At 31.3% G+C, this 25,771-nt stretch carries 26 protein-coding genes; 15 read left to right on the top strand and 11 right to left on the bottom strand.

Going from position 1 to position 25,771, the window contains the following annotated elements; translation table 11 throughout:
- Nucleotides 1-258 precede the first annotated feature (258 nt).
- The 13 genes from V6246_RS01305 (at nt 259) to V6246_RS01245 (ending at nt 10,653) form a co-directional block, all read left to right on the top strand.
- Nucleotides 259-864, top strand: a complete 606-nt coding sequence (locus tag V6246_RS01305) for a hypothetical protein (RefSeq protein ID WP_341558632.1) — start codon at nt 259-261, stop codon at nt 862-864.
- Between the two features lie 167 nt (nt 865-1,031).
- A complete protein-coding gene (locus V6246_RS01300) occupies nt 1,032-1,286 on the top strand; it encodes an Imm17 family immunity protein (protein ID WP_042503755.1) in 255 nt (84 codons plus the stop codon).
- Between the two features lie 229 nt (nt 1,287-1,515).
- A complete protein-coding gene (locus tag V6246_RS01295) occupies nt 1,516-2,607 on the top strand; it encodes a serine hydrolase domain-containing protein (protein ID WP_341558631.1) in 1,092 nt (363 codons plus the stop codon).
- 274 nt (nt 2,608-2,881) lie between these two features.
- Nucleotides 2,882-3,232: a hypothetical protein gene (locus V6246_RS01290; RefSeq protein WP_341558630.1), complete on the top strand. Its 351-nt coding sequence runs from the start codon at nt 2,882-2,884 to the stop codon at nt 3,230-3,232.
- 3 nt (nt 3,233-3,235) lie between these two features.
- Nucleotides 3,236-3,703 carry a hypothetical protein gene (locus tag V6246_RS01285; protein ID WP_341558629.1) on the top strand — a complete coding sequence of 156 codons (468 nt, stop codon included), beginning with the start codon at nt 3,236-3,238 and terminating at the stop codon, nt 3,701-3,703.
- Nucleotides 3,704-3,815: 112 nt separating this feature from the next.
- Entirely contained in the window at nt 3,816-5,123 is a 1,308-nt protein-coding gene (locus V6246_RS01280) for a short-chain dehydrogenase (RefSeq protein ID WP_341558628.1), read from the top strand.
- A 409-nt stretch (nt 5,124-5,532) separates the two neighbouring features.
- Nucleotides 5,533-6,036, top strand: a complete 504-nt coding sequence (locus tag V6246_RS01275; RefSeq protein WP_341558627.1) for a hypothetical protein — start codon at nt 5,533-5,535, stop codon at nt 6,034-6,036.
- A gap of 164 nt (nt 6,037-6,200) precedes the next feature.
- Entirely contained in the window at nt 6,201-6,515 is a 315-nt protein-coding gene (locus V6246_RS01270) for a hypothetical protein (protein WP_341558626.1), read from the top strand.
- A gap of 593 nt (nt 6,516-7,108) precedes the next feature.
- Nucleotides 7,109-7,654: a hypothetical protein gene (locus V6246_RS01265; protein WP_235833551.1), complete on the top strand. Its 546-nt coding sequence runs from the start codon at nt 7,109-7,111 to the stop codon at nt 7,652-7,654.
- Between the two features lie 50 nt (nt 7,655-7,704).
- The gene (locus tag V6246_RS01260) at nt 7,705-8,676 is read left to right on the top strand and encodes a hypothetical protein (RefSeq protein ID WP_341558625.1); all 972 of its coding nucleotides are present in this window, start codon (nt 7,705-7,707) and stop codon (nt 8,674-8,676) included.
- A gap of 171 nt (nt 8,677-8,847) precedes the next feature.
- Nucleotides 8,848-9,474 (top strand): hypothetical protein, encoded by a 627-nt coding sequence (locus V6246_RS01255; RefSeq protein WP_341558624.1) that lies wholly within the window; start codon nt 8,848-8,850, stop codon nt 9,472-9,474.
- A 206-nt stretch (nt 9,475-9,680) separates the two neighbouring features.
- Nucleotides 9,681-10,175: a lipocalin family protein gene (locus V6246_RS01250; RefSeq protein ID WP_341558623.1), complete on the top strand. Its 495-nt coding sequence runs from the start codon at nt 9,681-9,683 to the stop codon at nt 10,173-10,175.
- A gap of 76 nt (nt 10,176-10,251) precedes the next feature.
- A complete protein-coding gene (locus V6246_RS01245) occupies nt 10,252-10,653 on the top strand; it encodes a hypothetical protein (protein ID WP_341558622.1) in 402 nt (133 codons plus the stop codon).
- Nucleotides 10,654-10,666: 13 nt separating this feature from the next.
- On the opposite strand, the gene V6246_RS01240 is transcribed toward V6246_RS01245, so the two are convergent.
- A complete protein-coding gene (locus tag V6246_RS01240; RefSeq protein ID WP_042503747.1) occupies nt 10,667-11,287 on the bottom strand; it encodes an L-threonylcarbamoyladenylate synthase in 621 nt (206 codons plus the stop codon).
- A gap of 113 nt (nt 11,288-11,400) precedes the next feature.
- On the opposite strand from V6246_RS01240, the gene V6246_RS01235 reads away from it, so the two are divergent.
- Nucleotides 11,401-12,270 carry an alpha/beta hydrolase gene (locus tag V6246_RS01235; protein ID WP_282148332.1) on the top strand — a complete coding sequence of 290 codons (870 nt, stop codon included), beginning with the start codon at nt 11,401-11,403 and terminating at the stop codon, nt 12,268-12,270.
- Nucleotides 12,271-12,333: 63 nt separating this feature from the next.
- On the opposite strand, the gene V6246_RS01230 is transcribed toward V6246_RS01235, so the two are convergent.
- Together V6246_RS01230 and V6246_RS01225 are read right to left on the bottom strand one after the other, a co-directional pair.
- Nucleotides 12,334-13,002 (bottom strand): hypothetical protein, encoded by a 669-nt coding sequence (locus V6246_RS01230; RefSeq protein ID WP_341558621.1) that lies wholly within the window; start codon nt 13,000-13,002, stop codon nt 12,334-12,336.
- Nucleotides 13,003-13,148: 146 nt separating this feature from the next.
- Nucleotides 13,149-15,434 (bottom strand): ATP-dependent helicase, encoded by a 2,286-nt coding sequence (locus V6246_RS01225; protein WP_445818988.1) that lies wholly within the window; start codon nt 15,432-15,434, stop codon nt 13,149-13,151.
- 229 nt (nt 15,435-15,663) lie between these two features.
- Here V6246_RS01225 and V6246_RS01220 point away from each other — a divergent pair, with 229 nt between their 5' ends.
- Entirely contained in the window at nt 15,664-17,211 is a 1,548-nt protein-coding gene (locus tag V6246_RS01220; protein WP_341558619.1) for an FMN-binding glutamate synthase family protein, read from the top strand.
- A gap of 56 nt (nt 17,212-17,267) precedes the next feature.
- Here V6246_RS01220 and V6246_RS01215 read toward each other — a convergent pair whose 3' ends face one another.
- The 8 genes from V6246_RS01215 to V6246_RS01180 form a co-directional block, all read right to left on the bottom strand.
- Nucleotides 17,268-19,028 (bottom strand): hypothetical protein, encoded by a 1,761-nt coding sequence (locus V6246_RS01215; protein ID WP_341558618.1) that lies wholly within the window; start codon nt 19,026-19,028, stop codon nt 17,268-17,270.
- Between the two features lie 83 nt (nt 19,029-19,111).
- Entirely contained in the window at nt 19,112-19,852 is a 741-nt protein-coding gene (locus tag V6246_RS01210; protein ID WP_341558617.1) for a LytR/AlgR family response regulator transcription factor, read from the bottom strand.
- Nucleotides 19,852-22,701, bottom strand: coding sequence for a sensor histidine kinase (locus tag V6246_RS01205; protein ID WP_341558616.1), 2,850 nt, complete (start codon nt 22,699-22,701; stop codon nt 19,852-19,854). Before V6246_RS01205 ends, V6246_RS01210 begins: the two co-directional genes overlap by 1 nt.
- Nucleotides 22,702-22,749: 48 nt before the next feature.
- Nucleotides 22,750-23,301: a hypothetical protein gene (locus tag V6246_RS01200; protein ID WP_341558615.1), complete on the bottom strand. Its 552-nt coding sequence runs from the start codon at nt 23,299-23,301 to the stop codon at nt 22,750-22,752.
- Between the two features lie 77 nt (nt 23,302-23,378).
- Nucleotides 23,379-23,816, bottom strand: a complete 438-nt coding sequence (locus V6246_RS01195; protein WP_341558614.1) for a hypothetical protein — start codon at nt 23,814-23,816, stop codon at nt 23,379-23,381.
- Between the two features lie 73 nt (nt 23,817-23,889).
- The gene (locus V6246_RS01190) at nt 23,890-24,561 is read right to left on the bottom strand and encodes a hypothetical protein (protein WP_341558613.1); all 672 of its coding nucleotides are present in this window, start codon (nt 24,559-24,561) and stop codon (nt 23,890-23,892) included.
- Between the two features lie 22 nt (nt 24,562-24,583).
- Nucleotides 24,584-25,015 (bottom strand): hypothetical protein, encoded by a 432-nt coding sequence (locus V6246_RS01185; RefSeq protein WP_341558612.1) that lies wholly within the window; start codon nt 25,013-25,015, stop codon nt 24,584-24,586.
- Between the two features lie 94 nt (nt 25,016-25,109).
- On the bottom strand, nt 25,110-25,760 hold the full coding sequence (locus V6246_RS01180; protein ID WP_341558611.1) for a putative metal-binding motif-containing protein: 651 nt from the start codon (nt 25,758-25,760) through the stop codon (nt 25,110-25,112).
- Nucleotides 25,761-25,771: the final 11 nt, after the last annotated feature.

The following is a 25,771-nucleotide window of genomic DNA, read 5'->3' as shown; positions in this document are numbered from 1 at the left end:
AAAAATATCGAATATCACTAATTGGAGTTACGGAGATTGAAATTGTAGAGCCAAATAACATAAACGGACTTAAAAGCCAAGTACTGAATATATGGACTTTAGCAAAAAGCGAAAGATATATGGAAAACAAAAACTAACCGATAATTTTTTTGGCTAAGTGATTAATTAGAAATTTACTATTTTAGTGTTAACTCTAATCTTTAACTTGTGTAACTATGTCTCTTAACTAACATTTTAAAAAATCGAATTACGAATAAAATGAGTGATAATTATATAACTATTTGTACAGTAAAAGAAGTTGAAAACCCAAAAGAATTGAGTGAAAAAATTCTAAAATGGTTACAATCAAATGAAATAATAGAAAGTGAATTATCTTACTGTATTTTAAGTATGAGTAACAAAGGTTATAAACCAGGAAACAAACATATAGATGTAATTGGCTCTGACGAAAATATATTAAGACTCAAAGTATGCGGAGTTGAAATAAAAACGGAAAGAGAAGTATTTAACGCAGGTGCCTTTACTGCAATGACTAAATTAGAATGCCCAAATTGTATTACCGACAGATTTGAAGGAATAACACCTCAAGATTTTTTTACTGACAATTGTACCGAGGAACAATTAAATAGATTTGATACTGTTTTTCCAGAATTTGACAAATGGACAAATAATGAAAATGCATCTTTAATCTGTCCACATTGTTTAAAAGAAAATAATTTAATAAATTATAAAACGGATAATTCAATAGCGTTTTCAAATTTTGGATTTACTTTTTGGAACTGGCCAGATTTAAAAGAAGAATTTCTAATGGAATTAAAAGCTAAAATTGGAACAGATATAGTTAGAATGAATGGACACATCTAAAAAATGCGCTACAGCTCCCTATAAAAACAATTACTATTTTAAATCTAACCAAAGGTAGTTGCACTTTTGATACGTCTAATTTTCCTGCGAAAAATTCTTGCATGCAAACACAAAATTATCCTTACACGGCGCTATTATAACAGTCAAAAACAACAGATAAAGAAAGAATGGAAGAATTATTCAATCAAGCCAAAGAATTTATGTCACAGAACCCACATTATGGATATTTAGTTGGTTCAATAGTTCTTTTTATCTTTTCCGTTGGGAATTTTAAAAAATGGAATTGGGCAGTTTCGCCTTCAGGATATAGCCAACGTTGGTGGTATAATTTTTTAGGAGAAAAATATTTTAGCACAATTATGGGAATACTATTTTCGATTGGTGCAATAGCCTGTTTTTTGGGTTTCTATTTATCAAATTAATAACTATACTATGGAAAGTGTAAATATTTTTAAGGTAGAGAAATTACTCCAACCCCGTTGTTTTTTTAGCTGATAATGAAAACTTAAAAAGGACAATCCCTACAAGCAATTTGCCTTTTCGAGAGCGATAACTGATAAAATATTAATTTAAATTTTCAATAAAACCACTTTATCATAATTGGATTGGCGTTGAAAAAAAGATGGAAAATTATATCTTAAACAGATAATTATGAAAAACATTAAACTTGAAATTTTAAGCATTTTAATTTTATGCTTCACAGTAAGTTGTTCAGAAAACACAATCGAAAGTTTTGAATTTGGAGAAAATTTTGACCGAAATAAAATGGATACTTTCTTTTTAACACTTGAGGAGCAAAATCTTGGAATGGGAAGTGTGGCCATATTTAAAAACGGACAATTAGATTATCAAAAATCATTTGGAGAAGCAGATATTGAAAATAGCATTTCAGCAACACCCCAAACCAAATATAGAACTGCATCAATAACAAAGACGTTTACAGCATCTATGATTATGCAATTAATTGAGGAAAATAAACTCACACTATCAACAACACTTGATACTTATTTTCCAGAGTTACCCAATTCAAACTTAATTACAATAGAACATTTATTGAGGCATAAAAGTGGTCTTTTCAATTACACAGATACCGCATACGGTACTGATATTGTAAGCCAACCAGCAACACAGCAACAACTAATTGACTTATTTATAGAGAATGGAACTGTTTTTCAACCAAATGAACAAACGCTTTACTCCAATACAAACTATGTTGTTTTAGGCTTTATTATTGAAAGCATAGACCAAAAACCTTATTCAGATGCTTTGAGAGACCGAATAGTAATACCATTGGGTTTAACAAACACCTATAATGGCGAAGCAATAGATACAACTAATAACGAGGCATTATCCTATAATCCTGAATCTAATGATTGGATTTTAGCAACTGAAACAAATACAACTCTTGTGAATGGAACGGGTTCTATAGTTTCAAACCCTGAAGATTTAAATACTTTTTTTCAAGAACTTTTCGATGGCAATGTAGTTTCAGCAATCTCATTGGAACAAATGCAAGCAAACAGTACAGACATTTATGGATTAGGTTTAATAGCTATTCCCTTTTATCAAAAAATGGGTTTTGGCGGCACAGGCCTTTTAGACGGTTTTCAATCTATTTCTATTCATTTCCCTAATGATAATGTTAGTATCTCTATCACTTTAAATGGAGTTTCTATGTCAAGAAACGATATTGTAATTGGAGCTTTAAGTATATATTCTGGGTTAGAATACACTTTACCATAAAATTGAAGCTTAAAAGAGAATTAAAACAACTACACAAGTTATTATTAAAACTAAGTCTTGGTCATTTTGGAATATATTAACGTTCAATTAAAACCTTGAGTTAACGAAATTTAGAAAATTAAAAAAATATTAAATACAACATCAACGAATTTACAGCTGAATAAAAGCTACACGCAGCGAAACACAAAAAATGATAATTAAGTACATAACAAAAAGTCATTTCCGTTTTGTTATGTAAAACCTACTAGCAATTTAAAACAACATTGATACAAAGATGAAATATTCAATAATTATATCAGAAAAAGAACTACTTAAAGATTCAGATAAAATAACATGGATTGGAATCAGTAAAAAATTAAATCAAAAGAAAACGGATGCTACTGAAAGTTTAAAAAACGTAATAAAGCTTATAAAATTGCAATTTCCTGAATTACCAAATAAAATGGTTTGGGGAAATTATTTAATTTTTGAAGAATATGAAAAAATAGTAGTTATTGATATTGATTATGAAAATATAGATAGTATTAAAAACGAAATTTTAAATATTGTACTAAATGAAGATTTAGCAGTATTAATAGGCAAGGAAAATAAAATTTATCGGGATATATCTGAAATTAAAAATTAAAACATGGGATTTAATATTGCGGGATTACTAATTGAAAATAAAATAGAAAAACAAGAAATTGAAAAGATTTTAGAATGTAAAATTACTTTTTTAAGAGAAGTAGACTTTGAAGAAGCTTCTAGCAGTTATCGCGATGATGATGAATCAATTGATATTTTACAAACTGAAACAGGAACTCTCATAATTACAGAGTTGGGACAAGTTTACGACATCTCAATTTTTGATGGCAAAATTATACAATTTATGATTTCAGACGTTTCTGATACCTATTACTTTGAAAAATACATCAACGGAAATCTTGAACGAAAATATATTAATTCGCAAGGAGAAATTGCCGAAAATGAAGGAGTGGGTATAATAGAAGAAGGTAATGATATGATGGACTTGATTTGGGAATTAGCTAATAATTATCTTCAAAATAATTTTGCGGAAAATATGTTTGAAAAAAAGTTAAAAAGATACAAAATCTAAAAAACGGAAACCTTCCATATCATAGAAAAATAATTACTATTTTGGCTTCATCAAAGGCCGTTGTATTTTTTGTTATACATAGACCTTACTCAACATTAGTAAAGAACCAAGCATGAAAAAAATAGTTTTAGTCTTATTACTTGTCTTCATTTTTAGTTGTTCTAACGAGAGCAAAACAGATAAAGAATTACTAGAAAACGACAAAAAAGAATTAGTAGAAAACCTAGATTCTTATAAAGTTGCTACTTACAAATTTGGTAAAATACTCATTAGAGCTTCCGCAGAAAAAAACACCATATCCCCAGAATTTCAATCTTTTAAATCTGATCTGGATAGAATATTCAACAAGGTCGTAAAACACGATTTAGATAACCCGGAAAGCCTTTCTGTACTCGATTACATTTCTATTTATCGTGATTATAAAAATATGGAAGATTTTATAATGGAAACCGACGAAGATATTTTTCCAACATTAATAGACGCCTTCAATTTGGCTTATGGCGATTCTATTAGCAAACAAAAAGAATATCTAAAAGGAGAAGATAAAGTGTATGTTCAAAATATAGAACACTCCATTTTAAGCGCCATTGTAATTTTAAGTAAAGATTTAGGTAAAGAAGTATCACTCTATGAGTGCACAAAAACATACCCAGAATTACTACCAGATTCTGAGATAAAAACACTGTTACAGTATTTTAGAGGATTTTTATTTTTTGAAAAAGGGCTTTATTATTTATCCGAAGATGAAATTTCTAGAAACATAGACTGGTTAAACCACAACAAAGAAATCGACTTGCCATATACAAGAGCGCTATTTCAATGGGGAAACCTCAATAATGAGCAAACCCATATAGGAATTCATTCTTTAAATCATTTATTTAGAGGGTTTGATAGATTAATGATGGAAAGGGAAATTGATGAAAAACGTGCCCTGGAAGATTTTGAAATGTTTTTAAAAGACACCAAGAAAATTGGTTTAGACAATGAAATTGTATGGTCTGTTGAAAGCTATTTATATCTAAAAAACGAAGATAATGAAAAAGCAATTGCAGCCTTAACCAAACTAAAAACAAGCAAATTACTTTCCTCTGGAGACAAAGAAAGAATAGACGAATCTATAGAGTATGTAAAGAACCGAAAGCCCGGAAAAGTACTCAATGGCGTTTACGATAAGTACTTTTTAAGTAAAATAGCTACAAAATATATGTTTTCAATTTTAGCACAAGTAGATTGGAAAAAAGTAATGAAAGAACAAAATGTGCCTCATACCGACGAAATTTTTAAAACCATCGATAACCTAAAAATCTTTTTAGAAAATATGGAGAAATACTCTAGCGCAGAAAACCTAAAGCAAACCGGAGACGAGATTAAAAACACAGGAAAAAACCTTTGGAACAAAGCAAAAGCGTTAGCCGAATAAAAATAACCTTGGCCAAATACCATCTCTAAATAATTGTTTGGCCCTGCCCTATTCTCCAAAATTCTCACAAGTTTTCTATATGGTTTTTGTTTGGTCACTTTAACCTTTGAACACGTAATATATACATCAACATTAAAGAACCAAATTAATAACATATTCCTAATTTCGCTTTTTGGGCGTTACCCTATCGGGTCAGGCTTTACGTTACAATTCCTCGTTCGTGCCTCTCTGCGGGATTTTCACTGCAATCCTTAACGCAAGGCTAAGCACAAAGGTTTGGTTACTACAGCAATCTTCTAGTAGCTTAATTATTACATTTTTTTTAGGGTTTTCCCTTTGGAATTGTATTTTTACTTCTTAATAAGTAAGCTTATACGTTAGTTGTAAACAAGCTAAAAAACGAAAACCTATGATACATTTACTTTGGTCAATTATTAATTTAATTATTGTTTTCTATTTTCTATATCTGATTGTCGGATTTATTAGAAAAGGTAAACAAATTTTTAATCCTAAATTTAAAGTTGTTTCAATATTTGTAATGGTAATTGGAATTGTTCAAGTAATTTCTGCTGCTAATTCGGAGGAAAAAACGAACCGAATCACAATAACAAACAACTATAACAAAAAGAATAATTCAAAAGTAGAAAAAGTAAAGCTCGAAGATAATTTGACTTTTGATATAAATATGCTCGTAAAATATTCGATTGAACAAAACGAATTGATTCCTATAGAGAGTAATAGTTTCCTGACTGGATTTGTTAGTGGTTACGATTGGGAATTTACCTTGATTGAAACTAATAATTATAAACCGAATGGAAAAGCTGAATTTACTGCAAATGGAATTTTGAAGTGGAATCTTTTCGGAATTACTGTTTATAACGAATCAAAAACATTTAGCGGAGTTATAAAATAAAAAAAGCCAATTTACAACACCGTGTATAATTAATTGCTTGGTCACTTCCGACTTACGAACATTCCTGCGGAATATTCTATCTGTGATTTATTTGCTAAATTAGTTGCTGAAACACGCAACTAATCATACAGAAGACCGTTACCTCCAAGCTAAAACTCAAAACTATGAAAAAAAAATTAGCTATAATTCTTATTTTAATTTCATTCAAAAGTTTTGCTTGTGATTGTCCAGTAAAGAAACTTTCTGATTTACAGAAATATGAAATGGAAAATTCCGAATGCATTTTTATTGGAGAAGTTATTGAGGTAAATAACTCAGATTTGAGTTTCAAAATAAAAGTAATTGAATCTTTGGACGGCGAAGACAATAAAGGAAATGTTTATGTTGGAAAAAACTGGAAATATTGCGAACCATCTATTGAGAAAAAAGGAAAATGGATTCCTTCGACTGAATACGTGTGGAATAAGCAGGAGTTTTGACAATCCGACGGTTAATATTTTACCACCTTCACCTGAATTATACGAGAAGCTTACAACTGAAAAAGAAAAACAGAATATTATAAAAAAAATTCGAGCTGAAAGTATGAAAATCGCATTATCAGATTTAGAATTAGAAATAATTGCTTTAAGAAAAAGAAGAGATAAAAAAATAAAAGCCAGCAAGTAACAAAGAATATAAAAAATTGCTAGTTTTAGCTAAACCAAAGTTTGTTGCTCGTTTGCTAGCTTCTGATGTTTTTACGAAAAATAATCACACAAAAAATCGATCTATTATTACAGAATACCGTTGCACTTCATTCAAAAATTAGAACTCAAAATTGAAAATCCTACTAAAAATAATATATAAAACATTCCTTTTTGTCTTTCTAACTGTAATAACTCAAATCGGTGGAATTATTTATTTGGCAAGTTTAATAATTTCTAAAAAATGGAATACAAAACTGAAATTTAAAACTCTTATTATTTTTTTAAGTCTTTATCTTTTTTCGACACTTTTAATTGTTCCAGTAATATCACAATTTTTTGGACGAGAAAAAGTAAAACATTCCGAAAAAATAAAACCAACGAATTATATGACTGTTTTATTGAACAGGAATTATGTAAGGCCTAAACTGAACGAATTATTAAACAAAACGGAAAAAGAATTAAACGGAACGAATATTGAAATTCATTATTTAGATGCTAATTTCCCTTTCATTAATAAGTTCCCTTTACTTCCACATTTAAGCCATAATGATGGAAAGAAAATTGACATCAGTTTAATTTACGAAACTCAAAACGGAATTATTACGAATAAACAAAAATCTATTAGCGGTTACGGATTTTTTGAAAACCCAAAACCAAGTGAATTCAATCAAATTGAAAAGTGTTTAGAAAATGGATTTTTTCAATATGACTTTCCAAAACACTTAACTTTAGGAGAAATTAATAAGGAATTGGTTTTCTCGAAAAAAGGAACAAAAAAACTAATAGAGAACATCTTAAAAAGTAAAGATTTAGGAAAGCTGTTTATTGAACCGCATTTAAAAAGCAGAATGAATTTAAAAGAAAATAGAATAAGATATCACGGGTGTAGGGCAGTTAGACACGATGACCATATTCATATACAACTGAAATAAAAATAATGAACATACAATAACAATAAAAACGCAATAACACATTCACCTCCATGAAAGCAGATAAAATAGGCTTCCTTATTCTTAAATATGGCATTTACAGCATTTTAATAGGCTTGATTTTAATGAAACTTTTTGGTTATTCTTTTGAAGAAATGATTCATAACTACAAGGCTAAAAGAGAAATGGAAATGATTCATTACGGAGGCCCCGTTTCTGAAGTAAATAAGCATATTGCAGCAAGAAATAATAAAGTTGAAGAACTCAATAATTTAACCAATAACCTAGCAAACAAGATAAACACAATTCTATACTATACAAACGACACAACAACAATACACTCTGCGTTAATACAGGCGAATAGAAAATATAGTAGTAATTACACCAATCCTTACCAAATTGGTAGAAACCATATTGCAGAATCTAATAAAATCATTAAATATATAAATGAATTCGAAGAAAAGATAGATAGTTTAGGGTTCAATATTTTTATTAACAGAGGAAAAGGAAATGAATTTCTTACTAATGTTTTTCAAAACAAATTAGGTAGTGAAATACGCATTAAAAACGTTAATGAACAAGATAGTGTAAACAAATATAAAGTTATAGAACTTCATTACTATCCAGATAGAACAAAACAACGTTTAATAGAGCGAATAAAGGAAAGAGAGAGATCATGGTTTGCTGCAGTTGGATCTACGCCTGAAAAAGAAATAGCATTATTGGATGAAATACAATATTCTATTGCCATTTTTACAGAAAAAGAACTTCAAGAACAAAAACTAGAATATCACGGAATTAAATCACTTTTAGCTCCAAGGCTAAACCTACCTAAAAACAGTACATTCTACTTTAGTTGTTACAACAAAAAACTAGACAGCCTTACCTTTGTAAAAAAAACAGAACTTTTTGAAACTATGTTCTTAAAAAAACAACCTAGTATAAAAGGTGAAATTAGATCTGTTAAGGTAGTATTAAATCAAAATAAAGACTCAATATCAACTATAAATAATGATGGGCTATAGTTAACAAGGCTTTTCATTACACCTCCTCGCTCGTATCTCTCTGCGAGATTTTCACTTTAACATCGTAGTAGCCTAATTATTACAAAATTCTTTATGAGTTCCGCTTTCGAAATTGTATTTTTACTTCTAAACAAGTACGCATGTACCGTAGTTGACAGTAATTAGAAAAAAATGACAAACATAGGAGATTTAAGTGCAGATGGTTATGGGATAATGATATTTTCACCAGACGTTTTTTGTGATTATTTAAAATTAAAGAAATGTCGGGCAAAGAAATACATATCATATTTTGACAAAAATAAAGAGTTCTTTCATCAAACAATCAAAGACGGAAAAATTCTTCCAATATACCAATTAGCATCATTTGAGTATGAACTATTTGTTTCTGTAAATGAAAGTGAAATGAATATTCCAAAAGATTATTTAAAAGTGTATGAATACAATGGATTCTATATCGAAGTTGGAAAAGAAAACAAATTGTGTTTTTCAAGTTTTGATTTTATGGAATATGAATCAAGTCTAATAAAGCAAAACATAACTGAAAAAAGTGATTTAACTCCAAGTGGACCTGAAGGAATTCTAGAGAAGTATAATACATCTCTTGGTTTAGAAATTGAAGAAGGAATATACTCCTTAGATATTATTGGACTTAAAAGAAAAAATGAATTAGAAAGAGAAAGTAAAAATTTTGGTTATTTAATGCGTTTAACATTAGATGAAAATATAGAAAATGACAATTTTCTGAAAGCTGATAATGATAATTGCACATTTGATATATTACAGTATGAAAAGCAATAACTACTGCCAACAAGGTATAAAAAACATAGGACGTTTGTGATAAACCGAAAGGTCTGTGCATATTAATGAAGTCCGCTAAATATAAAATTTGGCGTTTATAGTAAAAAAAAAATAAAAGCAAAATATTTATATTTAGCTAAGTAAAAACTGAAATTTAATTATCATATAACACACTACGGTTCTTACACTGAACGAACATATACACAATGAATAAACTAAATTTATTGATTGGATTTTTAATTGGATTTATCATTTTATCGTGTTCAAATGATGACAGTTCAGGAAATCAAGACCCAATAATTGGGAACTGGAAACTTGAATACGTAACAATACTTGATTTAAATGAAATCCCAATATCCGAAGAACCACTTTCTGAATGTGAAGAAAGAAATCGTATGATATTTTCTTCCAACCAAGGTTATACTTTATCAAAATTTAATGAAGATATAAACGGAGAGTGTTACGATTCAGTTCAATCGATTTCTGATGAAAATTGGTCTTATAGCTCAATAAACGGTTATCAAATATCTGGCATTGTATCTTTTGGAATGGTTTTAGCTAATTTAAGTCAGAAATACGATGAAATGATTTTATCAAATAATAACAGTCTTTTGACCGTCAGAAAAGAAAATCAATTTTTTGATGCTGCAGGTAATTTAATTACAGGATCAATATTAATCGAAGAATATTCAAAAGAATAAAAACTAGAAAACGAGTTACAGACTATCAAATGTGAATATCGAATAAACGAAAAACAACTAAACAAACCACCAACTCATGAAAAATTCAAACCATAAAAAAAACTACTATCTTTTAATTCTCATCGCGTTTATTATTTTTAGCTGTAATTCTGGTAAAGAAAAATGTATAATTGAAGAAATTGAAAAAGCTACTGATGATACAGCCATATCCATAAGAAAACATGAAGTTACTAGTTTTGGTTCGAGTTTCTCTTATTCCACGAACTCTAATGATGAGGCTCAGGAAGTAAAAGACGTTAAAATAAGTTTTAGCAACGAACCACTAAGTGCTATACTAGAAAAACTGGAATACCCATACAATAAAGCCGACCTTAAAAAAGACCCAATATTGAACATTGACTATTACAGAGAAAACATAACCAAGGAAAAGGCTATTAAAGACATCATTTCTAAATTAACAGAAACGTACCAGTTTTAAAAAAGAGTATCAATTAAAAAATATCTAAACTCCCCTTACCTTCACGAACAATTATAGGTTCACCATCAGAAAGATCAATAACCGTAGAAGCCTCGTTATCACCATAACCACCATCGATTACTAAATCGACTAGGTTATCCCATTTTTCCAAAATTAATTCTGGATCTGTGGTATATTCCAAAACCGCATCTTCATCATGTATAGATGTTGATATAATCGGGTTTCCTAAAAGCTTTACAATATCGAGCGCAATAGCATTATCTGGCACACGAATACCAACTGTTTTTCGCTTTTTAAACGGGTTTGGTAAGTTTTTAGAACCTGGTAAAATAAACGTATAAGGCCCAGGAAGCGCACGTTTAAGTATTTTAAAAACAGACGTATCAATTTGCTTTACGTAATCACTAATATTACTTAAATCGTGACAAACAAACGAAAAATTAGCTTTTTCGAGCTTAACACCTTTAATACGTGCAATTTTCTCTAAAGCTTTAACGTTAGTAATATCACAACCTAAACCATAAACAGTATCGGTTGGGTAGATTATGAGTCCGCCGCGTTTCAAAATAGCGACTGCTTTTTCAATCTGTTTTGGATTTGGGTTCTCCTCATAAATTCTTAAAAATTCAGCCATAATAACTATCTTGCGTTACATTATTTAACGCTACAAAGTAAATATTATTTTTAACATATAATGAAGTAGTTTAAAATACTTCAATTAAAGCTTTTACAAAAAACATTATTTATATGAAATTTCTTAAAATCTTATCCATAAACCTCTTGGCGGTTATAACTATTTTAAGCTGCTCAGAAAAAATAGAACCTATTGCTACAGCGGATATCTTAGATACGACTTTGGAGTACGAAGAGTTGGATATAGTATATGGTGATGATGAGAATCAAACTTTTGATTTATACCTGCCTGCCGATAGAACCGCAGATACTAAAATTATAATATTAATACATGGTGGTGGTTGGTCTGCTGGTGATAAAGCAGAAATGGATCCGTTAAAAACACTTTTAATTCAAGACTTTCCAGATGTAGCCATAGTGAATATGAACTACCGTTTAGCAGATAGCAATAACAAGCCTTACCCAATGCAAACTAATGATATTAGCACGGTAATTAGATATTTAAAAACGAACCAAATAAAGCTTTCTATTTCCGATCAGCTTGGGTTTATTGGAGCAAGCGCTGGTGGGCATTTAGCCTTATTATGGGCTTATAGTTTTGATACCTTACAAAAAACAAATATGGTTTGTAGTATTGTTGGTCCAACAAATTTAACCGATCCTAATTTTGCTTTAGCAGCAGAAGAAAGTAGTGAATTAGATGCTTTTTTAACCTTGTTTGGAGAAGATCCTACCGTAGAATACTTAGAAGAAGCAAGCCCATTACACCAAGTAACAGCTAATGCACCTGCAACTATTTTGTTTTATGGCGGACAAGATCCATTGATACCAATAAGCCAAGGAGCAGATTTAAACGAGAAACTATCTAAACTTAACGTTACCCACGAGTACACACTTTATCCCGAAGCTGGACACGGCTGGACCGGAATAGAATTTATAGATACGTGGACCAAAATAAAAGCATTTACCATAGATAACTTATAAACTAAAAAAGGCTAAAATTCAAAATTTGAATTTTAGCCTTTTTTTTATTCTATACTTATTTTATTAACGCATGCCACCACCTGGAGGGCCACCTTGTCCGCCGCCACGAGACATTCCCGAATCACTATTATTATTCGATTCTGGTTCTGCAATCAACTCCGATTTAACTTTTGCTTGATATTTAAGCCATTTTGCATATTGCTTTTCGCTTAAAATAGATTCCAAATGCGTGTTTAGTTTTCCTTCGGCAACTTTAACTTCTTTTTTAGCAGGATCAATTTTTTGTTTAATTAATTCGCGTGAAGCTTTCATTGGGCTATCACTATCATCTCCTCGATCCATACTACTATTACCACCCGTCTGGCTGTTTTGACGACTAGACTGCATCGCTTTCATTTGTGCATTTACATATACGTTTAACGTATCAAAATTATCCTTGTTTAAAAGCGCAATTTCGTTAACACGAATATTATACTTCTCGATTGCTTTACGCACCTTTAAGATTAGATCTTTATGTTTTTTCTTAATTTTAATCTTCTTAATAGCAGCTTCATCATCATAATTAAAAATACCTGCTACTTTAGTCGCGTTAAACTCTACCATCTTTGGGCGTTCTTGGCTACTACTCATGCTTCTACCACCACCTGGAGGGCCACCTTGTCCGCCACCACCTGGTTGGGCATAAATAAAACTAAAGCTTAACATGCATACTAATACTAAAAGAATTCTCATATCTATTTGTTTTTCTATTGTTTTTAACTTTAGATGCTAAATAACAAAATAACATGCGCTGTTAGGATAATTTTAACGAATTATAAACATAAAAAAAGCCTTTTAAGAGGACTTAAAAGGCTTTTTTAAATTGTTTAAATAAACGCTTAACCGATAACATCTAGTTTAGCAAAACGTAGTAATAATTTTTTAGTACCTCCATGCTGAAAACTAATTTCAGCTTTAATATCGGCACCTGTTCCTTCTATTTTTTTGACTTCACCTGTACCAAAACGAATATGTTTTACAATATTACCAACAGCCAATTTACTATCAAATAAATTAGTATCGTTGGTCGTTTTAGCCATAGGCTTTAAGTTTTTAGGTGTAGTAACTTGGAATTTATCAGAAGTACCCTTTGTTGGCCCTCCTTTTTTAAGCACCGCTTGTTTAGCAGGTTTAAATCTAATTTTTCCAGCACTTGTAGGCTTATTTTCTGAAACATCACCAAATATTTTAGAATCTAACATAGGGTTAAACCTACGCTCTTCTATTGGTGTTACTATATCGAGATATTTTTCGTCTATTTCTTCTATAAATCGACTCGGATCGGAATCTACCAATTTACCCCAACGGTAACGCGACAAAGCATAAGTTAAATACGCCTGTTTTTCGGCACGTGTTAAGGCTACATAAAACAAACGGCGTTCTTCTTCTAGTTCACTACGCGTATTCATACTCATGGCACTAGGAAATAAATCTTCCTCTAAACCAACAATAAAAACGTGCTGAAACTCTAAACCTTTCGCTAAGTGAATCGTCATTAAAGCAACGTGATCGGCATCACCTTTATCGGAATCCATATCTGTAGACAAGGCTACATCTTCTAGAAACTCGGCTAAATTACCTGTGGTATCGGCTATTTCTTTTTGGCCTTCCACAAAATCCTTCATACCATTTATAAGTTCCTCTATATTTTCAATTTTAACAACACCTTCTGGCGTATTATCCTTTTTGTATTCGGTAATAATACCTGCTGTTCGTGTTACGTATTCTGCTAACTCAAAAACATCGGCCGTTTGGTTTAATACCTGAAACGTTTCAATTAAAGTAACAAAATTTCTAAGTTTGGTTTTGGTTCCTGCATTGATTTTAACATCAGTTTTATCGATGTTTTTCATCACCTCAAAAATAGAACGCTTATAACCATTGGCCGAAACAATCAATTTATCTACAGTAGTTTGGCCAATACCACGACCAGGGAAATTTATAATTCGTTTTAAAGCTTCCTCATCGGCAGGGTTAATAATTAACCTTAAATAAGCTAAAACATCTTTAATCTCTTTCCTTTGGTAAAAAGATAAACCACCATAAATTCTATAAGGAATATCTCGCTTTCTTAAAGCATCCTCAATAGAACGCGATTGCGCATTGGTACGGTATAGAATAGCAAAATCACTGTTAGGCAACTGGTCGTTCATTTTAGTTTCCCAAATGGTACTTGCTACATAACGCCCTTCGTCACCATCGGTTAACGATCGGTTTACCTTTATTAAAGGACCTTCATCATTGGCTGTCCAAACTACTTTATCTAGTTTGGTTTCATTTTTATCTATAATAGAGTTTGCAGCGTTTACAATGTTTTTTGTAGATCTGTAATTTTGCTCTAATCTAAACTCCTTAACATCATCATAATCATTCTGGAAGTTTAAAATGTTACTAATATTTGCACCACGGAAGGCATAAATACTCTGCGCATCATCCCCAACCACACAAATATTTTGAAACTTATCAGATAACGCTCTCACAATTAAATACTGCGAGTGGTTTGTATCCTGATACTCATCAACCAAAATATATCTAAATCGGTTTTGGTATTTTGCTAACACTTCTGGAAAACGGGTTAAAAGCTCGTTGGTTTTCAATAGTAAATCATCAAAATCCATGGCACCTGCTTTAAAACAGCGATCTACAAATTCCTTGTAAATATCTCCCATTCTTGGTCGGCGTGCCATAGCATCGGCTTCTTTCAATTCTGGATTCTGAAAATATGCGCGAACCGTAATTAAACTGTTTTTGTAAGATGAAATTCTAGAACGTACTTGTTTGTACTTATAAAGGTCTTTATCTAGACCCATTTCTCTAATTATAGAAGAAATTAATCTATCGGAATCCTGAGTATCATAAATAGTGAAATTTGACGGATAGCCTAATTTATCGGCTTCCATACGCAGAATTTTAGCAAAAACCGAGTGAAAAGTTCCCATCCATAGGTTTTTCGCTTCGCTATTTCCAACAATAGTAGCAATACGTTCTTTCATTTCTTTTGCCGCCTTATTGGTAAAAGTTAACGACAAAATATTAAACGGATCAATTCCCTGACTCATTAAATACGCTATACGAAAAGTAAGCACACGTGTTTTGCCCGAACCTGCGCCGGCAATAACTATCATAGGGCCATCCTTTTGTATGGTTGGCGCTAATTGGGCTTCGTTTAACTTACCTAATTGCTCCTGTAATTCCCTCTCTAAATCCTTTTTCAAATCCTATTCATTTTAAAGCGTGAAATTAACCATTGTTCAGCATTTTCTAAGTCGGAATTATTAAAAATTATGAACAATTCACTTAAATATTTAAGTTTTAAATATCTTTACGTCTAAGTTATTCAAATAAAAAAAACATATGTTAGATTTTCTCGGAACAATTTCATGGTGGGTTTGGGTGTTAATTGCACTAGCCATTGTGGCCATTCGTGATGTACTGCAAAAGCATCACACTATAAGTCATAATTTCCCTATTGTAGGGCATTTGCGCTATTGGTTAGAAAGTATAGGACCAGAAATGCGCCAATATTTTGTAGCAAATAACCGAGAAGAATTACCTTTTAATAGAATTGAACGTAGTTGGATTTATGCCTCTGCAAAAAATGAAAACAACTACGAAGGTTTTGGTACGGATAGAGATATTTTCCAGCATCAACACTTTTTTGTGAATAATGCCATGATGCCTCATGAAATTAAAGACGAAAATCATCCTAATAAAATTGACAAATCGTTTTTACCATGTGCCAAAGTTATGGGTGAATTCAATAAACGTAGAAAACCATACCGTCCTGCATCTATTATAAATGTATCTGCTATGAGTTTTGGTTCACTTTCAGCAAAAGCTGTAGAGTCTATGAACAAAGGGATAAAACTTGCCGATGCTTATCACAACACAGGTGAAGGTGGCTTATCGCCTTACCACAGTCATGGTGGCGATGTGGTTTTTCATTTTGGAACTGGATATTTTGGTGTGCGTAATGCTGATGGCGGATTTTCTTTAGAAAAACTAGTAGAGTTAGTAGAAAAAAAACCTTTTATCCGTGCCATAGAAATTAAACTTTCTCAAGGTGCAAAACCAGGAAAAGGTGGTGTATTGCCAGGTGCAAAAATTACTCAAGAAATTTCGGAAATTAGAAGTGTTGAAATAGGAAAAGATGTACTTTCTCCTCCAAACCACAAAGCCTTTTCTAACGTACCAGAAATGGTAGAATTTATCGAAAAAATTGCAGAAGCTACAGGTTTACCTGTAGGTATAAAAGCAGCCATCGGAAAATTAGACCAATGGAAAGAGCTTGCCGACATTATGAAAAAAACAGGTAAAGGCCCAGATTTTATTACCGTAGATGGTGGTGAAGGTGGTACAGGAGCTGCTCCGCCAAGTTTTGCCGATCACGTATCGTTACCATGGGTTTATGGTTTTACCGATTTGTATAAAATGTTTAAAGAAAAAGACTTAAGCGAACGTATTGTATTTGTTGGTAGTGGAAAATTAGGGTTCCCTGCAAAAGCAGCTATGGCATTTGCTATGGGTGTAGATTGTATAAATGTTGCTAGAGAATCTATGATGAGTATTGGTTGTATACAGGCGCAAGTTTGCCATACCAACCGCTGCCCTACTGGTATTGCCACACAAAACAAATGGTTGCAAAACGGTATTAATCCAGAGTTAAAAGCACAACGTTTAGCGCAGTATTACAAAACGTTTAGAAAAGAATTAATAGAAATTACGCATGCTGCCGGTTACGAGCATCCTTGCCAGTTTAAAATGACCGATATTGAAATTAATATCGATGGTAACGACCTCGCAAAAGACCTCAGCCGTACTTATATGTATGAGAAAACAAAAGTCCCTTTCACCGGGATGCAAAGCCTGAAAGATTGTAAATATCTAGGAGGCGTAAAATAAAAAAAAAGCCATTTCTTTAAAAGAAATGGCTTTTTAATTTTAGGCTTAAGATCTCGTTAATTATCTCTTAATACATGTATCGTTATAGAAAGGGTTCTTATATTTCCTGATAAATCTGTATAGGTTCCATTAATGGTTGCATCAATATAATCACCAACATTACCATAGCTCGCCAAGTTTAGCTGTAAACTATTCGCGACATTATAATCTAGGTCTACATTCCCTGCTTCGAAACCAAATTGAGAGAAAGCATAATTTCCAGGCGTTATTGTATCGATTCCAATATAAAACCAATCGGTAATAGGTCCGGTGTTCGATTTTGCATTTATAGTAAAACCTGTTCCTTGTTGATATGCATTTGCATCTATACCTATAACGTAATAATCTACTGGATTAGCATCTACCTGTATGCTAACGTATTCTGTTATGGTGTTACACGCTATAATATTACCAACATTACTATTTGTAAAGTTGAATGTTAACTCATTTGTTGTTTGAAAACTATCATAATCTACACCTTCTAACGTAAAATCAAGAACAGAAGCACATTGTAATACCGAAAATGAAAACAAACCATTTGTTACTTCAGATGTTGCATAGTAATTACCATAATCTAAAACTACATATCCGTTTGTTACGTTAACACTAGAACAATCTACCAAACTCCCTGTAATAGTTGAAGAAACAACCGAAGTTAGTACAATATCTCCTAAATTAGTATCTGAAGAAAAAGGTCCAATTGTTGTGGTATACTCTAAATCGCTACATTGATTAAAGGCTTTTAATGTTAATACTTCATTTGCAGGTATTAATCCACAAATTTCGCCGTCTCCATTAGTATAACCAGTTCTTGGATAAATAGCTCCAGTTCTCCATAACTCCACTTTTACATTAGAAATAGGGTTATTAGCATTGTCTACAATATTTAAGCATAAGTTTACTGTTGGAAATTGAGCATCACAGTTCCACCAAGAAAAATGAGAAACTTCACCTACGTACTTTCCTCCTACTAATGTAGCAGCACCATCTTCTATCCAATAGCCATTAACCTCATCAAAATGCCATAACGGTATACTTGCCGGCGCTACATTTATTTGAGCAGAATCTACAGGTAATTCAATTTGTGCAACACTACCATCTGCAATGTTTAATTTTTCTCCAGAATCTCCTTTTAATTCAACATTTATCATCCCGTAAGTTTCTAAAACACGCTCTTGTCCATTAGAATTTTGAGCTTGTAAACTTCCAGGCATTAAATCCTCCACATCCGGATTAGCTGGATCTAAGTGATATACAAATACCTTAACATTCCCTGAGTAAGCGTTTCCGTTTTCATCTTTAAAATCACCATCAAAACTTACTTTTGTTCCATTAGCTAAAGAAACCTCACTATTACTTCCAGAAGCTACAGTACCAGCTAAATGCTCTGCAACTAGCATAATTTTAATTTGATTTGTACCAGAAGTCGGCACTACCGCTCGCATACCTTTTAAATAACCCGATTTTTCAGCAGTAATAAATGCTTGCTCTTCGTTTACATCGGTATTATTGATAATAAACATACCATTTTGATCTGTAGAAGCTATTTTACCTCCTATAGAAATGGATACGTTTTCTACAGGTAGATTTGCTTCATCAACAATTCTTCCCATAAAATCCCTTTGAATACTTGAGCCTAAATCTAAAACGGCCTCCTTAATTCCTCCTTCTTCAAAAGAACCACCATTATCATCCTTTGGATTACAAGAAGTGAATAATGTACTCAACACCAGGACTAAGCCAAGTATAAATCTAAAATTTCTGTTTATTATTTTCATAATTTAAATATTTAAATGTTCCGTTTTTACTGTTTATACTTATATATACATAGACCTTAATTTTTGTTACCCCTTTATTTAAATTAATTAAACAAACTTAAAAATGCTTTTCTATTTGCTTTGGAAATAGGTACTCGGTAGGTATTATCTAAAACCACGTAACCCTCGTTTTCAAAATGGCGTACTTTTTCTAAATTTATAATATGTGATTTGTGGCATTTGAAAAATTTAGAATTTAAGAGCTTTTCAAATTTCCCTAAATTATAAGAACTCATTATTGTTGTTTTATCTATTAAATGGATTTTAGTATACCCATCATAACCTTCTAAATGTAAAACCTCATCTTGAGGAATAAAGGAAACCCCTTTTTTAGTAGGCACCACAATTTTGTTATTGTTCGATATGTTTTCTTCTAATAAACTAACCAGCTTAGAGTTGTTGTCGCTTTCATTCTTTAACTTAATTAAGTCTAAAGCCTTATTTACGGCGTTAACCAAATCTTCATTATCTACCGGTTTTAAAACATAATCTATAGCCGATTTTTTAAAAGCTTCAATAGCATATTCACTATATGCTGTTACAAAAATGACCTGGAAATTGACGTCTTTTAATTTAGCCAGCAGTTCGAAACCATTCATTCTAGGCATTTCTATATCTAGAAACAAAATTTGCGGTTCTTCTTTATTGATTGCGACTATGGCTTCTTCTGGTTTTTGAAAAGCACCCGAAATTTTAATAACAGGAAATAGTTTTTCAATCTTGCGCTGTAAACCTTTTAAGTTTGAAATTTCATCGTCTACCAATATGGCTGTTATACTATCCATTATTTATTTTTTTCAATTATAAATATTGACTTATTCCCTTTATCTTCTCGATCTGGATACATTTCTTCTTTGCTGTAAATGATGTTCCATTTTTCCGAAGAATTTAAAAAGTGTAATCTGTCTTTTAAAACATTAGAAGATTTAACTTCCTTTTGGTTTCTTTTTTTTGTGTTCACAAAACCAACTCCATCATCAATAATTTCAACCTTAAAAGTGAGCGGACTGATATAAACAAAATTGAGCGTAATTAATCCGTTATCCATTTTATTAAAAACTCCATGATTCACTGCGTTTTCTACAATAGGCTGCAATAACATCGTTGGTATGGTAATACTTTCTTTATCTAATTTTACATCGATATTGATAGTGAAATTTAGCTTTTCTTTAAACCGAAGCTTCTCAATCTCTAAATAGTTATTAAGCACGCTAATTTCGGTGCCTAAAGAAATTTCGTTTTCTTTGGACAACTCGAAAAATTGACGAATAAGTTTTGAGAATTTTACCAAATATGTTTCTGAAGCTTCGAAATTATTTTCACCTATATAGTATTGTATTGCCGATAAGGAATTGAAAACAAAGTGAGGATTCATTTGAAACCTTAAAGCTTTTAGTTGTAATTCTGACAAACGCTTGTCTTGAAATATTTGTTGATTTTTTTTGAATTGTGAGCGTTTTACAAAAAATCTAGAAATTAATACAACAAGCATAATACTGAGCAACACCATTAGTCCTTTTACCCATATAGCTTGCCACCATAACGGCTGAATAGTAAAACTTAATTGTTTTTTTGCACTAATGGCATCGATATGCAATGTGTACTTTCCTGGTTGAAGATTGTTAAAACTAAAATTATTGGTTGTTGTTGTTACCCAATCTTTTTGAATAGGTTTTAATTTGTATTTATATGAAAAAACATCGTCTCCCGAAGAAAAATCGATATGAGCAATATTGAAATTTAAGTTATTATTTTTTTGGTATTTAAAAACAGAATAATCTGCTGAAATATCACTTTTATTGTATGTGGCCTTATCTATATAAACATCTAACAAACGGGTTTCGTTTTTTACATCTTTAGGTAAAATTACAATCCCTTTGTCTGTACTCGCCATTAATTGATTTTTGTAAACAATAACATTGCTCACACTGTTAGAAGATAATCCGTTGTTTTTATCTAGAACTAATTGTAGACTAAAATCCTCATTATTTTTTATGTATTTAAATATACCAGACTCTGTTGCTAACCAAATAATATTATCTTCAACAAAAGCATTATTTACAATTTGAAATTCGGAACCAGGAAGCTGCTTTATGGTTTTTAAATCTGAAATGTAAGCGCCAAAACCATCTGTGTTTATTAAAATGTCGTCTTCTGAAACTGCTTTCAGGTTTAAAATAGACTTATTAAAATCCTGATTGGTAAATGGTATAGATTGAAATTCTTCATCTATAAACTCTTTCAAACCACTAGATGTAGCAACTAAAAGCTTTTGATTAAACAGAAATATTTGATTAATCCCTTGTTGGTTATATTGTTTTTCAATGCTGTAATTATTTGGGTTTATTTTATTCATTCCAAATGCAAACCTTGTATAAAAATAATCGTCATGATAAACTAACTGCCTAATTTTATCGTTAATATCGTTGACGTTGTTTAAAAAACCGAGCTTCTCAGTTTTATTGTTTTTCGCGATTATTACACTCGATTTAGATAGATAATATTCCGCGTCTAAAGCTTTAATATAAGACGCATCAAAAATATAATCGTTCTCTGCTATAAATTGAACAAATTCTTTTTTAACCTCGTCATATTTATAAAATCCTTTATTAAAGACATTGGCAATTATTTTATCATTTACATAACTAATATCACTTACTGTTTCTGCAGATAAGCAATATTTAACTTGTTGTTTTTCTTTAGGCAAGTGGTAAATGCCATTTGTAAATGTACTTAACCAAATAGACCCCACTTTATCATAAAAACCAAAATGTGCTTTTAATTCCTTCGGAATATAATAGGTATTAGTGATACGAAAATCGGTATCTAGCACACCTACAAAGCTGGCTCCTGAAATTTGTAAACGATTATTAACAAGATTAATCCTTACGTATTTAGAGGTTTCAATATTAATCTCATTTTTAAAACTTCTTCTATATAATTTTAAAGTATTTAAATTGAGAAAAGCATATTCTTTATTATTCACCCAATAAAATAAACTGTCGGTAATTTGGCCTCTTACATTCTTATTTTCAAGTACATCTTTAAACTCAAAACCGCCAATAACAATCTTATTTTCATCTCTAACAAAAATAGAGTCTTTAGCTGTGTTTGTTGTAAAACTTGAAACCTTAGCATGCTTAACATAAGCCACTCTTATTAAATCTTCTGTTTTAGAATCTATTAGGCTACGCCATTTTTCATCTTTTAAAACATGAAACTTATTGGAGCTGGTTAAAATAATAGTGTTATCAACTTGGCTTGAAAATATTGGGCTAAAAATTTCTCCCTTTTGTTCACTCTCAAAACCGTATACACTATCATTTTCTATGTAACCTAATTTTGATGATTTAGACAAATACCAAAGTTTATTGTCTGGTGTTGGGTAAATTCCCCAAACATCATTATTTGCCAAACCATCTTTAGTAGTAAATACTTTAAAGTTATTACCATTGTATTTAACCAAACCTTTAGCGGTAGCAAACCATAAAAAACCTTTTTGATCTTGGGCTATTTTATAAATATGATTACTTGGCAAACCATCGTCGGTAGTGTAATTTGTAAATTGTTGTGAAAAGGAAAAACTCCATATCGAAATAAGTAATAAAGCGATATAGAGTTTTTTATATTTCAATAGTATTTAATTTTAAGTGATTAAAACAAAAGTAAGGGTTTTAAGTATTTATCGATCTATTTCTCGTAATACTCTACCTTCACCTTCTACATAACCTTGAATTGTAGGATCTAATGCATCAATATAATCTCCAGAAAAGGTGAATTCTATATAATCACCAACAATTACCGGATGTGCTGTAACTGTGCACATAATAGGTGTGCTTGGCAAATTTGTTGTACTAGAAATAAACATATTTCCTGCAAAAATATCTGTAAAATAAAAATTACTAGTAACACCATCTGAAACTCCCCAACCAAAATTAGTAGTAGATGTAAACGCGCTGAAATCTTGAAAAGTAAAACTTCCATCTATAATCGGGCTTGATCCTGATGCTGTTTCAGCACCTGCTCTAAAAAAGAACTTTTGGTATACGGAATTAGTATTTGAAGTAAACCAACCTTTAGCTTGCGAATCGAAAACTCTTTCTACTCCGTTATTAACGGTATATTTAAAATACTCATCGGTATTACCTGTAGACGTTAATACATCGTCACTACTACAACTGTACATTAATAACAATATAACGGTTAAGCTTATTGATTTTAAAATTGAATTCATTATTATTTTTTTATTATTGATATTGATGTCTTTAAAAACTGATTAGATATTTTAGTTCTTCCTAATCTAAAATAGATTTATAAAACCTCATCTATTATTACGCAAAATTCTAATTCCATACTGTTATAAATAACATCTAAGCGTACCTCATCGCCTACGGCTGTTCCCGAACGTTGGCAAGTAACTGTTACATCTTCTAATTCGGCACCATTTATTGAAATCCAACCTGGGCCAGTTTCGTTTAATTCAATAACATTGGTTGTAAAGAACAAGGTTGGCGAACTTGTAAATGATGCTATTTCTATTCCTGGCGCACCATAAGGCCCATTACTTGCATTGGGGAAGTATTGCGTATTTAACTCCATTTCTGGAATCAAAGTTTGATCGTTATTGTTATTGTCGAAATATGAGAAACCTTGATAGTTACATTGCGACTCGTTTGTTGCATTCCCATCATCATTATCGCAAGATGTGACTATGCAAAGTAAAATCAATAAAAAGTATATATTTTTCATATTAATAGTTTAAAATGGATATATAATTACCATATCCTTGATTGAAAGTTGTTATTAAATTTTAATATGCTTTTTAATCTTGAAAAACACCTAGAGTACCCTCATAATGTCCTGTAAATATTTCTCCAAGATGATTTTCATAAACATAATCCACATTAATCGTGCTTTCTTCTGGGTTGAAAGTGTCAATATTAATGGCATTTACTGTTAATGTAGGTGTAGCATTCCCTGGACCTTGTGCATTGGTATCATCATCTGAAGATGGATTTCCATACTCAACACCATCAATAAAATAAGGTGTGCTTAAAGATTCAAAAGTGCCTATGTAATTTTCTACTATTACAGTATCTGGGGTTAAATTGATTGTTGCATGATAAAGATCACCGACATAAGTATTTCCTGCAGTTGGCGCAGAATTTGCTAAGCTTGGATTATCTTCAACTGTTAAATTAAAGAACACAAAATTAGACGTGTTTAATGTAAATATATACTCGTTAGCATCTGCTGGCGCTCCCGTGCTAGAATCGCCATCTGCCATACGCCCATCAATAAAGAAAAAGTTGTATTCATCTGGAGGGTTATTATCTTCATCTACTTCAAAATAAGCATTGGCCGTTTCGTAAAATGTGCCATTATGTGTAAAACCATCTGTTGGGTTTACTGGATCTGTTTGAGCGTCATCATTATTATCACAACTATACATTGAAATAGTAAGAAGTATTAAAATGGCTTTTATTGTTTTCATCTTTATTTTTTATTTAATCTTATTAATGGTATAAATCGATAATTACACAGTATTCGGCTTCTAATCCGCTTGCGGTAATATCATATCTAAATTCTTCACCTATAGCATTACCTGCTCTTTGGCAAGCAACATTAACATTATAGATTGTACCGTTAACACTTAATTGCCCTACTCCAGTTGCGCCGTCTGTTACCACTAATGTTACAAACCAAAAATTCCCTGGGTCGCTAGATTTATATATTTCTACTTCTGGCCCATTTGATGATGTGTAAAAGAAATCTGTAGTTAAATCAGATTCGTTAATTAATGTTTGTGTATTATCTGAAGTATCTAAAAAAGTAAAACCGGCAAAATTACATTCATCTTGATTGTCTGCATTGCCATCATCATTATCGCAGTTAAATAAAACTAGTGTTAAAACTAGTAGACAAAGCGTTTTGATAGTTGTTTTCATAATCGTTAATTTGTTTTTATATTTATTATACATTTCCCTTATATCAAAACAACTAAGAAATTGTTACCCCTTAATTGATTCTTTTTTTAATTATTTAAGAAACTTCATCTACTATTCCATCACAATCATTATCAATACCATCCTTAATTTCTAAAGCATACGGATGTATTTTACTATTAGTATCATCACAATCTAAAGCATTATAAACACCATCTTTTTCTGCTTGTACTTGAGAACCGTAACCATCGCCGTCTGCATCTACATAAGTAATATCATCTGTATCAATTTCCCCGTTACAGTTATCATCTATATCATTACTAGCAATTTCGTCTGCAATTGGATTTACGTTTGGATCTTTATCATTACAATCTGCATTATTTGTAACAAAATTTTCTGGAGTATCTTCCCATAAAACAACTTCAATAACTTCGGAAACATCTGGGTTTCCAAAACCATCACCATCATTATCATAATAAAAAGTAATGGCATGTAAATCATTACAATCTTCGTCTATAAGATTATCCGGAATCTCTGTAGCTCCAGGATTAATATCGGCGTTAGTATCATCGCAATCTGTATTGTCTAATACATAATCTGTAGGTTCATCACCAGATGTATAAGAAACTCCATTTACTGATGAGTCACCAAATCCATCTTGATCTAAGTCTGGCCAATAATTATACGAAGCACCACCACCCATACTACACCCGGAACCTATAATAAATACAGCGGTTACTAATAACATAATTGGTAATA

It is taken from the genome of Algibacter sp. TI.3.09 (assembly GCF_038154905.1).
Lineage (GTDB): Bacteria > Bacteroidota > Bacteroidia > Flavobacteriales > Flavobacteriaceae > Algibacter.
This window is presented reverse-complemented; position numbering and strand designations above follow the sequence as displayed.